Here is a 13,940-nt window from a genome sequence, read left to right as displayed (position 1 = left end):
ATATTGCCCATGTCAGGGTCGCCATTCGGGTTCCCGTTCTCTACGTCATACAACAATACAAACTCATACCGGTTCTTAATACATTCACTCATCTGTTACTCCTCCACAACTTTTTTCTGGTAATTTGCTTTGCGCTGGTGGTAATAGCCAAGCATAAACATGCCCTGCTCATCCAGGTTCATATATTCCGGGAACCCGTTGACCTCTGATAAAATTTCTTCGATTGACTGGTTCGTCTTAAATCCCCAGTCGGATTTACTGATATGGTGCTGCGCAAGTTTGAGCAGCACCGGAAACACCACCGCCGGTGTTGACGATGCACTGCTGAAATATTTGCTGTTAATCGTCGCCCCCATATCCTTGTTCGTATCATTCTGTACTTTTTCAAGCACCGCAAACAGCCTGCCAAGGCGATACGGTACATTCTCACTCTCTTCGTTTAATTTCACAGTAATCAGCTCCTCAGGTATGTTTGTCAGACCGGCTCTGCTTTGTCTCAGAAGATATGCCTTGATAAAACCGGCACGAACGGTATTCATCGTCTTCTCCACTTTCACCCGGTTTAATATGGCGGAGTACATCTGGATGGGATAGGGTGTCTTATTCAGAATTGCCCTCATAATAAGCCCTCCGAGAATGGGTGAGACATCGTTTTTGTCTGAACTTTTCGGGACGGTTTCACGCAGCAGCCAGTAGACAGAGATGAATTCCGGGCCGAAAGATTTCCCCGAATACTCCGGCACAATGTCCATGTCCAGATGATGCTGGGCGACCGTATCAACAAAATTCCCGAAAGTATCCTTATACCAATACCGTATCGCAATCCGGGCATTGTTTGGCGACAGTCCGAGAATGTAAAAATTCACATCCGGGTCTGTCCCGATATCCTCTTTGCGTACGGTTTGGCCATTTCTTACTCTGGTGAGGACATCCTCAATAAGCTGGAGCGTTGCCGTATCCCGCACTCTTTCAGGTTCGTTCGCGTCATCATCGGTATCCTTTTTGCGGGATGGAGGGTTGATGAAGGACAGTGCCAGATTTTCACCGGTCTTGTCGTCTGTCTCGGCCCAGAACACCGTTGTCGTGTCCCCAATTCTTAGTCGGTTCGCCTTTTGACTGAGAAGGTAGTTGAGAACAGTGGTGTACTTGAACATCGAGATTTCGCTGACCGGTGCATTGAAACTCCACTCCTTGTTGTACGATTCAAATACTTTATCGTTAAAACTTACCAGTGAAGCACCGGCCGATTGTGCCCCGAAAATCCCCTTGATTTTCTGATGAGTTCTTGCAATCGGTTCTGTTTCACCGGTCACCAGGCAGGGGCTAAAGACGGTATCATCACCACTTGCCTGTGAGGAATGATACTTTTCCCAGAGAGCTTTGACCCCGGAGTTCTGGTGCAGAAACGAATCATTGTCGTCAAAAACAATATTCCCGCCTGCGAGGATCTCATCTTTATACTGGGCGATCTTTGGATTCTGAAGAAATTCTTCCGGATTCCACGTATCCAGAAACAAGAGCAATCGTTTCACGCCGACAGAATCCATGCCATCCAGAATATTGTGGTGCAGTGTTCTGAATCCCTCAAAATACTCCTTTGTCCGGGAATTTATGAGGGTGACTTCTTTGTCATCTTCCTCCAGTACAACATACTCACCATCTGATTTGTTCAGATATTTTTTCTCAAAATCAGCACGTTTGAGCTTTTCGACACCAAAGACATACTTTGCATTGTCGCAGAGGAAATAGGGGTTGATGCCGTTTGCCCTGGATTTCTGTTGCGCTACTTCAATCGTTCTTGGCCGGGGTTTTTTGTCGTCCGTTCTCAGGTCAACGATGTGGGATATTTCTCCCCTTTCAGAGATTACCAGATTAAACGAGACATTCGCACTACTGTAACCGGGGCGGGATATCGGGATATTTTCATCCTTGTCCAGAATATCGTAATATTCGCACAGGGACTGAATGATCATGATACCTCTCCGAATGCGAGACATCGGTTGACATCAACCGTCCCGTCAGTCATATTCGCCCGGAAGAAAATAGCCTGCATCTCGTTTTCGAAGTCAATATCATACAGCATGAACCCGCGATCCCGCCCCCCGCCCCTTTCTCCGGTATAATACGACTCAGGCGTTTCCCCTTCAAGATATTCAAAACTGACCGGGAATTCCCGGCATCCGAAATACGGCTGGTGAAAACACTGGCCCCGTTTCATCCTGCGAAGGGCAATATTGTAGTGCTTCTTTTCGGTATCATCAGGCCCCGCATCACCAGTCATTTCAAAATGAGCCTCAATGCAGTAGCATACATTACGGAGTACCAGAGATGCCCGCTGCACCCGGTTTTCATTGGGAACCTGACATAATGTGGTCTCTTTCCCGTTCATTGCAGCCTTCACTGCACCCTTTGGGATTTTACCCGTCACCTCATTGCGCCGGATATTATCAAATTCAATCTTGTTTTGCACATGAATTTTGTCAATCTTCCAGCAGATTGCAGGCTTCCAGTATATCGCTTCAAGAATGCCCCGTGCCGCCGAAGGGGTCATGACATCGTAACTGACCCGTTCAACCTTCATCTCCGGTCGGGTAAAACAGGCATAATCGCCCCATACTTTTAATTTAATTCCATATCCTATGACAATCACCTCTTCATGTGATCAATAACGGCATTTCAGCTGATGAAGGCTTCATAAGACCTGTTTTTTCAGAATACAGAGATTCATCAGTCAGCACATGAAACCGTTCACCAATGGTATCCAGTGCTCGGGATTTTTCCAAATCTTTGAATACCTGTGGATACACCGCAACGGTGTAGCCCTGCAGTCCTCTGCCGAAATTTTCCGGAAAACCGTTTTTCCTGATTTTTTTAATCAGAACCCGTGCTTCAGCATCCCAGGGAATGACAACATCTTTCGTCCCGTTCTCAATGATGGCAAAGTCATCATTTACCTTCTCAAAAGGAAATGCGAGTTCATTCAGCCGTTCATCAAGGGAGTGCAATATGCCTTTTTTATCCAGTCGGTCATCTCCCTCGTAGAAATAGAGCTTGTGAAAATACTTCTCAACAGCATCAAGCGACAGAGGATCTTCATATTCGTTGAAGATCATCTCACCAATCTCTGCAACCCGTTTCTGCCAGCTGGTCGCCTTCCCATACGCTTCAGCGGATCTGAACACATAGACTTCTCCGCGTTCAGATTTCCCCTCACGATTACACCGACCGGCAGCCTGGGCAACAGAATCGATACCGGTCATCGCACGGTAGACAACAGGGAAGTCAATGTCAACGCCTGCTTCAATCAACTGGGTGGAGATCACCCTGCAGGGTAGACCGTCTTTGAGCCGATTTCGGATCTCTTCGAGTATTGTTCTCCTGTGCACCGGGCACATCGCCGCACTTAAGTGGAAACAACCATCCGATTCTTCCGAATCAGATATCGTATCGAAAAGGGAACTGGCATGTTTGCGGGTATTTACGATACACAATACCTGTTTTAAATCTCTCAACCTGTCTGAGAGTTCTTCATCATCCAGTTCTCCGGCATTGTTTACATGAACCCGGTGGAGAGTTTCATAGAGCTTGTCGGGTGCATCAATAATTTCAAGAGGTTTGGTTCGTTCATCCAGAAATGAACCGATTTTTGGCTGGGTCGCGGTGCATATGACAACCGTTGAACCATAGTTCTGGACAAGTTCAGATAATGCCGCCAGGCAGGGTTTCAGGTAGCCTATGGGCAGCATCTGGGCTTCATCAAGAATGATCACACTCTTTGAAAGGTTGTGTATCTTCCGGCATTTTGATCGTCTGTTTGAAAAAAGAGATTCAAAAAACTGGACATTTGTGGTAACCACAACCGGGATGTCCCAGTTTTCTGTTGAGAGGGCAAGACTTTCACGAATCGGATCCGTAGCTTCCGTCTCCCGTTTCGGGTCATAGTTGCTGTGGTGTTCCAGCACATTCCTGTTGCCGAAGATTTTCCGGAATACATCGGCATTCTGTTCAATGATGCTGGTATAGGGGATGACGTAAAATATTCGTTTGAGATCATTCTTTTTCAGATGGTCAAGAGCGAATGCCATTGAGGAGAGCGTCTTCCCTCCGCCGGTAGGAACCGTCAGGGTAAACATCTGCGGGGGAAGCCGGGCTTTCTCCCTGCACTGCGCCAGCACATCATTCCGGCACTGATTGATGCGGTTCTTTTCTGTACCTGTGTCGAATGTTTTTGTGTGGTCTTCGAATCGGTTTAAAAGCTCTTCAAATGTGTCATACTGACCTCTCAGGGCGGACTGTTCGGGACGGGTAACATGTTCAGTATCTAATGAATCTGCATCGACAAGGCAGGAGTAGAGCATCCGGGTAAAAAATGAACAGGTGAATCCCTGATTATTTTTTCCACAGGAGAATCTGATATGACTGCTATTTAGAACAGGTGTCGGTATTTCTTTAGTATATGAGCTGTAATCGTGCAGCTCAGCAGAACGAATCCGTTTCTTTAGTCCGTTCACATTGGTTCCGTAATCAGGAATACCCCCGTGGTGTCCCGCAACGATATATTCGAGAAACCTGCTCATGGGAAACGGATACAGAGATTCAGCCTCTCTGGCTCCGGCTGTGGAGTGATCCACCCGTCCATAATTTCCTTCAAGTCTTTTTTGAAATTCAGGAGAGTATTTCCCGATGTCGTGCAGCAAACCCCCTGCATATGCAAATTCACCTGCGTTGAAATCTGTTGCAAATGCTGAACTGATCGTTGCAACGTTTGTCAGGTGTTCCTCAAGGGTCTGCCAGTCGGATTTGTCCTCTTTTTCGGTTGTATGGGCGTAATACATGTGAAGGTCTTCTGAAGATGCTGATGGGGTAAATTCACGGTTCCGATTTTAATAATAATGAAGGTTAAATTCCCAATTTGGCCGGTTAATTTATATCAAAATTATTCTTGGCAGTATTAATAAGTATTTGTTATTTTTAAATCTGCAATACGATTTTCAGACGTAAATTGGTATTTTCGATTGGGATGGGATTAGAATATATTGTATGAGCCTTTTTCAGATGAATCTGATTGTGGAAACGGGACGATCATTTTTCTTTCGTTTCGCACGATTGTCTGTCGGGATGAATAACGGGGTAACTGTTTTTATCGATAGTTGATATGCCCCCTCCCTTCACCGAATTCCCAACCCCTCCTCCTCTAAACGGGGCCATCCCGTCATCAGAACTGAGCACAATCTCCGGCATCGGAAGATACCATCACCATACTCCCGTGCTGGTGCAGCAACACGGTCAGGTAAATCCACAATAATCGGATAATTACTATCTGATATTCATATGGAGGGGTTTTACACCATAGGGAAATCATGAAAGCATGTGTATGCTTTCAAAATGAAAAAAAATGGCAGAGGTGCTCTTTTTTAGGAATTATGGAAAGACAGAATAAATTTCTTCCCGGCTTTTGGCCATGCTCAGGCCTTCGTTTTCAGGGTTGCATTTTTTTCAGGGTTGCACATAATACTCATGAGCTTCTGAAATGGACAGGGGTTCATCGTCATCGGCTTCGTCCATGAACCTGTCAAGACCATAGTCTTCGATAACAGCTTCTATTTTATGAAAGGTCTTGATATCGAGGATAACACTTACCGGTTCGTTGTTATCTGAGACAATATATTGAGGTTTTATATCGAGCATGTCCTTCATCCTCCTATTTTCCGTATGTATGAGTGTGGCACCGGGGATTAAAAAGTTCTCTCTGGTAGTAATCCATGATGGAAAATCAGTCATGGTTCTTTTGGAAACGGAGTCTGAAGAATGCTGTTAATCTCTCCGTCATCCAACCCCTCCCCCGCAAAAACCGCCGCCCCTCTGAGTGGGGCCATCCCGTCAGCACTGCCGAGCACAATCTCGGGACGGGGGAGATAGGCATCGATATGCCTGAGCGCCGGTGCAAAAATAATATCCGGGTTCTCTGTTGCCACAGGGCCGCCGACAACAATCCTTTCCGGTGCGTATGCGGCAATGATGGTCGAGAGCCCGCGTCCGTTGATCACCGCGAGATCCCGGAAGAATGCGGTGATGTCCGGGTCACTGTCATGATCCCCCGCACGGGCCGCTGCACAGAGTGATGCTGCGGTCTCGGTCTCGGTCTCCCCGGCGGGAAGTTCAGAACCATGCCGCCCGCACCATTCCCGGAAGAACTGCGGCATCCCGCTCCCCGAAGCATACGCCTCCCAGTGGCCCCGCCCCCCGCAGCCGCAGGGCAGGTCGTAGATTGTGTCCACACAGATGTGACCGATTTCCCCCGCATTGCCATTCGCCCCCTCGACGAGGCGGCCGCCGGAGATGATCCCGCAGCCGATGCCGGTGGAGAGGGTCAGGTAGACCAGATTCCGGCATCCTTTCCCGGTGCCGGAGATATATTCATCATATGCCCCGGCGGAGGCATCGTTCAGGATGGTGACCGGACAGGAGAAGGCCGCTTCAAGAGGTGCCCGGAGCGGAATATCCGCATAGGGCATATTCGGGCTTGACCGGATGTTCTCTTTCCCTGCCGAAAGCGGGCCTGCCGTGCTGATACCGACCGCATCCGGTTGCCATCCCGCCTCTGCGCAGACGGCCCGTATCATACGAATCACCTGTCTGGTCACGGCCCGGCCGTCCGCCCCGTTTCGGCAGAGCGACTCCTTCCGGCACACCACACATTGTACCTCCCCGGAAAACTCTCCTGCAAAATCACCGGTGAATTCTCCTGCCAATCCTCGGGTAAAATCGCCGGTAAATACCGCACTCCTCACATGGGTGGCACCGATGTCCGCTGCTGCAATACATACTCCCGTTTCGTGTTTCATCGTCTTATTCCAGGATGTGTGCATCAGACAGGTGCACCAGATATTTGAAGCAAATGGGTCGTGCACATCTCAATTATATCCCTTCAGATTCATCAATATATGAGTATTCATGCGCAGCGATGAAGTGAAACAAGGGTATGTCCGTGCGCCGAACCGCTCTCTTCTGCGGGCGCTCGGCATCACCGACGACGAGATGAACAAACCGTTCATCGGTATCGCCAACTCCTGGAATACCATCGTACCGGGCCATCTCAACCTCCGGCAGGTGGCAGAGCGTGTCCGCGAAGGCGTCGCCGCAGGCGGCGGTGTGCCCTTCGAGTTCAATACCATCGGCATATGTGACGGCATTGCGATGGGCCATGAGGGCATGCGCTATTCCCTGCCGTCACGCGAGACGATTGCTGACTCCCTCGAACTCGTCATCCAGGCCCACCGGTTTGACGGGCTGGTCTGCATCTGTAGCTGTGACAAGATCGTTCCCGGCATGCTGATGGCGGCCGCCCGGTGCAATATACCGGCGATTGTCGTGACCGGCGGGCCGATGCTCTCTGGCAAATGCGGCGGGAAGGAACTCTCACTCATCGATGTCTTCGAAGGTGTCGGCAGAGTGGCGGCAGGCACCATGGACGAGGCAGAACTCATCGCCCTTGAGAAGTGTGCGATGCCCGGCTGCGGCAGCTGCCAGGGTCTCTACACCGCAAATACGATGGCCTGCATGACCGAGGCCCTCGGTATGTCCCTTCCGCGCTGTGCCGCAACGCCTGCGGTGCATGCAGAGAAACTCGCGATTGCCCGGATGAGCGGCGAGCGGGTGGTCGGCCTTGTCCGGGAAGATGCCACACCCCGTTCCATCATCACGAAGGAGAGCATGCGCAATGCGATCCGTGTAGACATGGCGCTGGGCGGCTCGACCAATACCGTCCTGCATCTCATGGCAATCGCAGAGGAGGCAGGCGTGCCCCTCACGCTGGCTGACTTCAATGAAATAAGTGCCGCAGTGCCGCATATCTGCTACATGCAGCCCTCCGGCCCCCACTCGATGGAGACGCTTTACTATGCAGGCGGCATTCCTGCGGTGCTGCGCGAACTTGCACCTCTGCTGGAGGACGCACTCACGGTATCGGGTGAACAGGTCTCTGCACTTGCGGCAGACGCCCCGGCAGGTGACACTGCCATCATCCGCCCGCTCTCCGACCCGGTGCACGCCTTTGGCGGTCTGAAGATTGTAACAGGCACTCTTGCACCGGACGGTGCGGTGATAAAAGCGGCAGGGGTCAGTGATGATATGTGGCAGCACACCGGCCCGGCCCGTGTCTTTGACTCCGAGGTGGCGGCAATGGAGGCGATTCTCGCAGGCAACATCGTTGAGGATGATGTGGTCGTCATACGCTACGAAGGCCCTGCGGGTGCGCCCGGCATGCCGGAGATGCTCTCCCCCACTTCTGCCATCATGGGCCGCGGGCTCACTCGTGTTGTCCTGATCACCGACGGGCGGTTCTCCGGCGGCACACGGGGGCCATGCTTCGGTCATGTGGCCCCGGAGGCGGCTGTGGGCGGCCCGATTGCGCTTGTGGAGGAGGGTGATCGCATCACGATCAACCTCTCCCAAAACCGGATCGATCTGGATGTCACCCCCGAACTCCTCGAAGAACGCAGGAAACATCTGAAGCACCCGGTAAAGTCACTATCCGGCGTGCTCAGCAGGTATGCAGCAACGGTCTGCCAGGCAGACCGCGGTGCGGTCCTGAAAAAATAAGAATTGTTCTCCTCTCTTTTTCCCCCGCCCTTCTCCTCACTCCCCTTTGCGTCCGGTCCGGGTGATCCTGGCGGCAAACCGGATGGGACCAGGCTGATTGGTATGTGGGCCCAGGTCTTCCTCATGGTAAAGGGTATGGGGATCGTGGTCCGGCTGAAGATTCGGGTGTTTCCAGGGGTGATGGGCCGGGTGAGGGTGCAGGTGGTGATACGGGTGGTGACGGTATAATTCGCGTTTCCGCTGCTGGTCCTGGCTGATGCCATGGACCGTCCTCTTTGCCCTCGGGATTACATCCGGGCTCCGGTATCTCTTCTCGGGTGGCATGGACTATACTCCTGCTCCCCGGTAATAAAGAATTCGGCAGTAGCAAAGGTCATGCCAAAAAAGATATGCCCCGTTCCCGCAGCGGCTCAGCGGGTGAGGCGTTCCAGCTGTTCTGTAATGAGGGGCAGTGAAATACGGCCGATCGGGGTAACGGTGCCGTTAATAAGAACTATTGGAAGTGGGGGCTGGTGTTCCTCAACAATGTTCATTACATATTCCGGGACGCCGTCGTCCAGCAGGGTCAGTTTCAGGGTGACGTCCGGGTCACGTGCCTGAAGCTCAGTCTTCAGGGCTTCAAATGCCGTCACCAGGTTTTCCGAGGGGGCACATGTGGAAAGCTCGCAGGTGCGTGTATCGTCACAGGGAAACGGCCCGCATGCGCCGTCTGAAAACCCGATGATCTCAATTTCAGTCGTCTCTGCCATTGCCGTAAATGTATATTCTTTGGCCTTATTATCTTCTGCGGAAATGAATCTGGCCCGGATTGCCCACCCTTTTGTTATTTCGTGAATCCGGCCATCGCCCTGCTTTGAACAGGAGATCTCATATATTTTCTGTATACTCTTACAAGTTATTAATAAGGAATCCCCCTCAATACATATGGTTATTCAATGAAGGCGGTTCTGGGTCTTGAAAACGGTACATACTATGTCGGGGAGGGCTTCGGTGTTGAAGGCACCTCTTCCGGTGAACTGGTATTTACCACTCAGATGGGCGGTTATATGGAGGCACTGTCCGACCCGAGTTATAAGGGTCAGATTCTGATGTTCACCTATCCGCTCATAGGAAATTATGGGGTGGATCCCGATAATTTCCAGAGCAGTAATGTTCATGCCCTCGGGTGTGTGGTGCGGGAGCTGTGTAAAGCCCCTGCTGCCACACCATCCCTGGGTGATTATTTTGCAGATCATGGTCTGCTGGGAATTTCCGGTATTGATACGCGGAAACTGACCATTGAAACACGGGTGAACGGCACTCTGGGTGCGGCGCTGATTGTCGGGGATGACAATGGTGACTACGCAGTCGAATGTGCACGAAACCAGCGTTCGATCACAGAGATAGACCTCATCCCGCAGGTATCCTGCAGGGAGGCATACCGCATAAAAGGGACGGGGAAGCGTATCGCTGTCCTGGATCTGGGTGTGAAGAAGAATATGCTCATAAGCCTGAAGAGGCGTGGTGCTGACCTGTATGTCTTCCCCCATAATACCAGCCCTGATGTCATTGAGGCAGTAAAACCCCAGGCCCTCTTTATCACAAACGGGCCCGGTGATCCGATGCGTGCAACGGCTGCCATAAAAACGGTTCGCTACTTTATCGGAAAGATCCCGGTCTTTGGGATCTGCATGGGCAACCAGGTGACTGCCCTTGCTCTCGGTGCGAAGACCTATAAGATGAAGTTCGGGCACCGCGGGGCAAACCAGCCTGTCCGTTATCGTGACGGCAGAATATTCATCACCACCCAGAACCACGGGTTTGCGGTGGATGGGGATACCCTTCCGGAAGGCTGTGAGAAGCTCTTTACCAATGTCAATGACGGGACACTGGAGGGATTCTTTTCTGAAGACCTGAATATATTTACTGTCCAGTTTCACCCGGAGGCCCATGCGGGCCCCTATGATACGGAGGAGCTGATCTTTGATATGATGTACCGGAGGATACCCTGATGCCGCTGAAACCTGAAATAAAAAAAGTGCTGCTGATTGGATCAGGTCCGATTCAGATCGGACAGGGCGCAGAGTTTGACTTCTCCGGGACACAGGCATGCCGTGCACTCCGTGAGGAAGGGGTGGAGGTGGTGCTTGTCAACTCCAACCCTGCAACGATTCAGACCGACCCGGAGACGGCAGATATCATTTATGTAGAGCCAATCCGGGCCGACATCATCGCAGAAATAATTAAAAAAGAGAAGCCGGACGGCATTCTCTCCGGTATGGGCGGTCAGACCGGCCTCAATATTACGGCAGAACTGGCCGAGATGGGTGCTCTGGAGAATGTGGAGATCCTCGGAACCCCACTGAAGGCCATCTACCGCGGTGAAGACCGGGAACAGTTCCGTGACCTGATGGAGGAGATTGGTGAACCGGTGCCCCGGAGTCTGATCCTCACCGATATGGCACAGCTGGATGAGGCGCTTGCAACTGTTGGTCTTCCTGCCATCATCCGCCCTGCCTACACCCTCGGTGGTGCCGGCGGCGGTGTGGCCTACTCAGCAGACGAACTGAAGCGGATTGTGGAGCTGGGCCTGCAGCGCTCCCGTATCCACCAGGTGCTCATTGAAGAGAGCGTCATCGGCTGGAAGGAGATTGAGTTTGAGGTGATGCGTGACGCTGCTGATACCTGCATCATCATCTGCGGTATGGAGAACGTTGATGCGATGGGTATCCACACCGGCGAGAGTGTGGTCGTTGCACCGATTCTGACCCTCAGGGACGACGAGTTCCAGAAACTGCGGGCGGCATCCCTGAAGATTATCCGGGCACTTGACATCCAGGGCGGCTGTAATGTCCAGCTTGCATACCAGGACGGCGATTACCGCATTATTGAGGTGAACCCGCGGGTATCACGTTCTTCAGCGCTGGCATCCAAGGCCACCGGATACCCGATTGCCCGGGTGTCGGCAAAGATCGCCATCGGCCTGAACTTGGACGAGATCACAAACACGGTGACGGGATGCACTCCGGCATCGTTCGAGCCGGCGATTGACTACGTGGTCGTGAAGGTGCCGCGGTGGCCGTTTGACAAATTCCCGAACGCTGACCGTACACTCACCACAGCGATGAAGTCAACCGGTGAAGTGATGGCCATCGGCCGCACGCTTGAAGAGGCCTTCAAGAAGGCGATGCGGTCCCTTGACACGGACGTGTATTCTCATACCTCTGAGTCAGAGATCCGCATGCTCCTCGCAAACCCGACCGATGAACGGTTCGGGTGTATCTTTGATGCGTTCAGGGCTGGTTTCTCCGTTGAGGAAGTGGCAGAACTGACCTTCATCGCACCCTTCTTTTTGGAGAAGATGCGCAATGTCGTTCTGATGGAAGAGACGCTTGCGGCAGGTAATTCTTCAGCTGAGACGATCAGGGCGGCACGGCGGTATGGTTTCTCATCAGAAGAGATTGCCACTCTCTCCGGCATATCCGAACAGACGGTGGGAGAGGTGGGCGGTGTGCCCACCTATAAGATGGTCGATACCTGCGCCGCAGAGTTTCCGGCGACGACACCATACTTCTACTCCACCTGGGAGGATGAGAGTGAAATAGTCCCCGGCGAAAAGGAGAAGGTGCTCATCCTTGGCTCAGGCCCCATCCGTATCGGGCAGGGCATTGAGTTTGACTACTGTACCGTGCATGCGGTGAAGGCCCTGAGAGAAGAGGGGGTTGAGGTGCATATCGTCAACAACAATCCCGAGACCGTCTCGACCGACTATGACACCTCAGACCGGCTCTTCTTTGAGCCGATGACGCTTGAGGATGTGACAAACATCCTGAAGTCGGACAATTACTCCGGTGTGATGGTGCAGTTCGGCGGCCAGAACTCTGTCAACCTTGCCCTGCCGCTGGAGCGGGCGGTGAAGTCCGGCAACCTGAATACCAAAATCTTCGGCACCTCTCCCGATGCGATGGACATGGCAGAGGACAGGGACCGGTTCAGCCAGTTGCTGGAAGAGCTCAGTATCCCGTCGCCTGCCAATGGTTCCGCCTACTCGGAAGAGGAGGCCTTCACCATCGCAGAGAAGATTGGATTCCCGCTGCTGGTGCGGCCGTCCTATGTACTCGGCGGGCGTGCGATGGAGCTGGTGCATGACGAGACGGAGCTGCAGACCTATATCCGCGAGGCGGTACGGGTCAGCCGTCAGCACCCGGTCCTCCTCGATTCATTTCTGCAGAACGCAATCGAGATTGATGTGGATGCCGTCTGTGACGGCACCGATGTCCTGATCGGCGGCATCATGGAGCACATCGAAGAGGCTGGTGTGCATTCCGGTGACTCGGCCTGTGTGATTCCGTCTCAGTCTCTCACGGCCGATGTGATCGGGACGGTGCGGGAGTATACCAAAAGCCTTGCCGTGGGTATCGGTGTGGTCGGACTCATCAACATCCAGTTTGCCGTCAAAGACGAGGTGGTGTATGTCCTCGAGGCCAATCCGCGTGCAAGCCGGACGGTGCCCTTCGTCTCGAAGGCAACCGGCATGCCGCTTGCAAAGATTGCGGCAACGGTGATGTTCGGGAAGAAACTGGCTGATCTTGGGTATACCGAACCTGAGATGTCGCATGTGGCCGTAAAAGAGGTGCTGTTGCCCTTCAACAAACTCCCCGGCGTCGATACGGTCCTTGGCCCGGAGATGAAGTCCACTGGTGAAGTGATGGGCATTGATTACGACTTCGGCCGTGCCTACTACAAGGCCTGTCTCTCGGCAGACAATGAACTGCCGCTTGAAGGCAATGTATTCATATCGGTCGGGACGGAGGACAAGGAAGGCATACTTCCCGCAGCAGAGAACCTGCATGAACTGGGCCTGAAGATCTTCGGGACAGAGGGGACGGTGGCATTTCTTGATGCCCATGGCATTCCTGCAAACCTCGTGAGAAAGGTGCAGGAAGGCTCCCCCAATGTCATTGACGTGATGCGGAGGGGAGACCTGCGGTTGATCATCAACGCACCCTCGGGGAAATATTCCCGTCAGGACCATGTCCGTATCATGCGGGCGGCCCTTGATTACAATATACCGTATATCACCACCATCCAGGCGGCCAATGCCGCAGCACAGGCAATCCGCAGCCTGAAGAAGGATTCAATCACGATTGAACCTTTATCGCACTACCATGGCTGATGCTGGAAGAACAATTTACATCCCCTTTTTTTGTCCGCCGATCTGAGAGACAGGGTTCGTCACCGGAGGGCTGTGGTGATGATGCCGGACGCACGCAGAAACTCATTTAAAAAATGGTGGGTGGATGTCTTCTTTCAGAGGAATCCGGGCGTCTGAGGATTGCACAGAGCGCATTTCGCGTCAC

At 52.4% G+C, this 13,940-nt stretch carries 11 protein-coding genes; 3 read left to right on the top strand and 8 right to left on the bottom strand.

The genetic code is table 11. The features are described 5' to 3' along the window. The 6 genes from MKMG_RS08160 to MKMG_RS08135 all read right to left on the bottom strand — a co-directional run. On the bottom strand, nucleotides 1-92 hold a 92-nt coding region (locus MKMG_RS08160; protein WP_165077192.1), incomplete at its 3' end, for a type I CRISPR-associated protein Cas7. A gap of 3 nt (nucleotides 93-95) precedes the next feature. Beyond that, the gene (gene cas8c / locus MKMG_RS08155) at nucleotides 96-1,973 is read right to left on the bottom strand and encodes a type I-C CRISPR-associated protein Cas8c/Csd1 (RefSeq protein ID WP_165077191.1); all 1,878 of its coding nucleotides are present in this window, start codon (nucleotides 1,971-1,973) and stop codon (nucleotides 96-98) included. Further along, complete coding sequence (cas5c, locus tag MKMG_RS08150) at nucleotides 1,970-2,650, bottom strand: type I-C CRISPR-associated protein Cas5c (protein WP_256366075.1); 681 nt, start codon at nucleotides 2,648-2,650, stop codon at nucleotides 1,970-1,972. Before cas5c ends, cas8c begins: the two co-directional genes overlap by 4 nt. Before the next feature lie 4 nt (nucleotides 2,651-2,654). Next, nucleotides 2,655-4,835 carry a CRISPR-associated helicase Cas3' gene (gene cas3 / locus MKMG_RS08145; protein WP_165077190.1) on the bottom strand — a complete coding sequence of 727 codons (2,181 nt, stop codon included), beginning with the start codon at nucleotides 4,833-4,835 and terminating at the stop codon, nucleotides 2,655-2,657. A gap of 661 nt (nucleotides 4,836-5,496) precedes the next feature. Continuing rightward, entirely contained in the window at nucleotides 5,497-5,781 is a 285-nt protein-coding gene (locus MKMG_RS08140; RefSeq protein ID WP_254059134.1) for a hypothetical protein, read from the bottom strand. After that, complete coding sequence (locus tag MKMG_RS08135) at nucleotides 5,778-6,845, bottom strand: ROK family protein (protein WP_165077189.1); 1,068 nt, start codon at nucleotides 6,843-6,845, stop codon at nucleotides 5,778-5,780. Before MKMG_RS08135 ends, MKMG_RS08140 begins: the two co-directional genes overlap by 4 nt. A gap of 109 nt (nucleotides 6,846-6,954) precedes the next feature. Here MKMG_RS08135 and ilvD point away from each other — a divergent pair, with 109 nt between their 5' ends. Further along, nucleotides 6,955-8,601 (top strand): dihydroxy-acid dehydratase, encoded by a 1,647-nt coding sequence (gene ilvD, locus MKMG_RS08130; protein ID WP_165077187.1) that lies wholly within the window; start codon nucleotides 6,955-6,957, stop codon nucleotides 8,599-8,601. A gap of 36 nt (nucleotides 8,602-8,637) precedes the next feature. On the opposite strand, the gene MKMG_RS08125 is transcribed toward ilvD, so the two are convergent. Then, nucleotides 8,638-8,925 carry a hypothetical protein gene (locus MKMG_RS08125; RefSeq protein WP_165077186.1) on the bottom strand — a complete coding sequence of 96 codons (288 nt, stop codon included), beginning with the start codon at nucleotides 8,923-8,925 and terminating at the stop codon, nucleotides 8,638-8,640. 86 nt (nucleotides 8,926-9,011) lie between these two features. Beyond that, the gene (locus MKMG_RS08120; protein WP_165077185.1) at nucleotides 9,012-9,350 is read right to left on the bottom strand and encodes a hypothetical protein; all 339 of its coding nucleotides are present in this window, start codon (nucleotides 9,348-9,350) and stop codon (nucleotides 9,012-9,014) included. A gap of 186 nt (nucleotides 9,351-9,536) precedes the next feature. On the opposite strand from MKMG_RS08120, the gene carA reads away from it, so the two are divergent. Both carA and carB read left to right on the top strand, forming a co-directional pair. Then, nucleotides 9,537-10,592: a glutamine-hydrolyzing carbamoyl-phosphate synthase small subunit gene (carA, locus tag MKMG_RS08115; protein ID WP_165077183.1), complete on the top strand. Its 1,056-nt coding sequence runs from the start codon at nucleotides 9,537-9,539 to the stop codon at nucleotides 10,590-10,592. Further along, nucleotides 10,592-13,756, top strand: coding sequence for a carbamoyl-phosphate synthase large subunit (carB, locus tag MKMG_RS08110; protein ID WP_165077182.1), 3,165 nt, complete (start codon nucleotides 10,592-10,594; stop codon nucleotides 13,754-13,756). The genes carA and carB overlap by 1 nt, the downstream gene beginning before the upstream one ends. The last annotated feature ends 184 nt before the right edge of the window (nucleotides 13,757-13,940 follow it).

Origin of the sequence: Methanogenium sp. MK-MG (genome assembly GCF_009914725.1) — an archaeon.
Taxonomy (GTDB): domain Archaea; phylum Halobacteriota; class Methanomicrobia; order Methanomicrobiales; family Methanomicrobiaceae; genus Methanogenium.
This window is presented reverse-complemented; position numbering and strand designations above follow the sequence as displayed.

What these genes read in the sequence shown, in the direction of transcription:
- cas8c (WP_165077191.1), bottom strand. Translation starts at nt 1,973, where the DNA reads ATGATCATTCAGTCCCTGTGCGAATATTACGATATTCTGGACAAGGAT.
- cas3 (WP_165077190.1), bottom strand. Translation starts at nt 4,835, where the DNA reads ATGTATTACGCCCATACAACCGAAAAAGAGGACAAATCCGACTGGCAG.
- MKMG_RS08140 (WP_254059134.1), bottom strand. Translation starts at nt 5,781, where the DNA reads ATGACTGATTTTCCATCATGGATTACTACCAGAGAGAACTTTTTAATC.
- MKMG_RS08135 (WP_165077189.1), bottom strand. Translation starts at nt 6,845, where the DNA reads ATGAAACACGAAACGGGAGTATGTATTGCAGCAGCGGACATCGGTGCC.
- ilvD (WP_165077187.1), top strand. Translation starts at nt 6,955, where the DNA reads ATGCGCAGCGATGAAGTGAAACAAGGGTATGTCCGTGCGCCGAACCGC.
- MKMG_RS08125 (WP_165077186.1), bottom strand. Translation starts at nt 8,925, where the DNA reads ATGCCACCCGAGAAGAGATACCGGAGCCCGGATGTAATCCCGAGGGCA.
- MKMG_RS08120 (WP_165077185.1), bottom strand. Translation starts at nt 9,350, where the DNA reads ATGGCAGAGACGACTGAAATTGAGATCATCGGGTTTTCAGACGGCGCA.
- carA (WP_165077183.1), top strand. Translation starts at nt 9,537, where the DNA reads ATGAAGGCGGTTCTGGGTCTTGAAAACGGTACATACTATGTCGGGGAG.
- carB (WP_165077182.1), top strand. Translation starts at nt 10,592, where the DNA reads ATGCCGCTGAAACCTGAAATAAAAAAAGTGCTGCTGATTGGATCAGGT.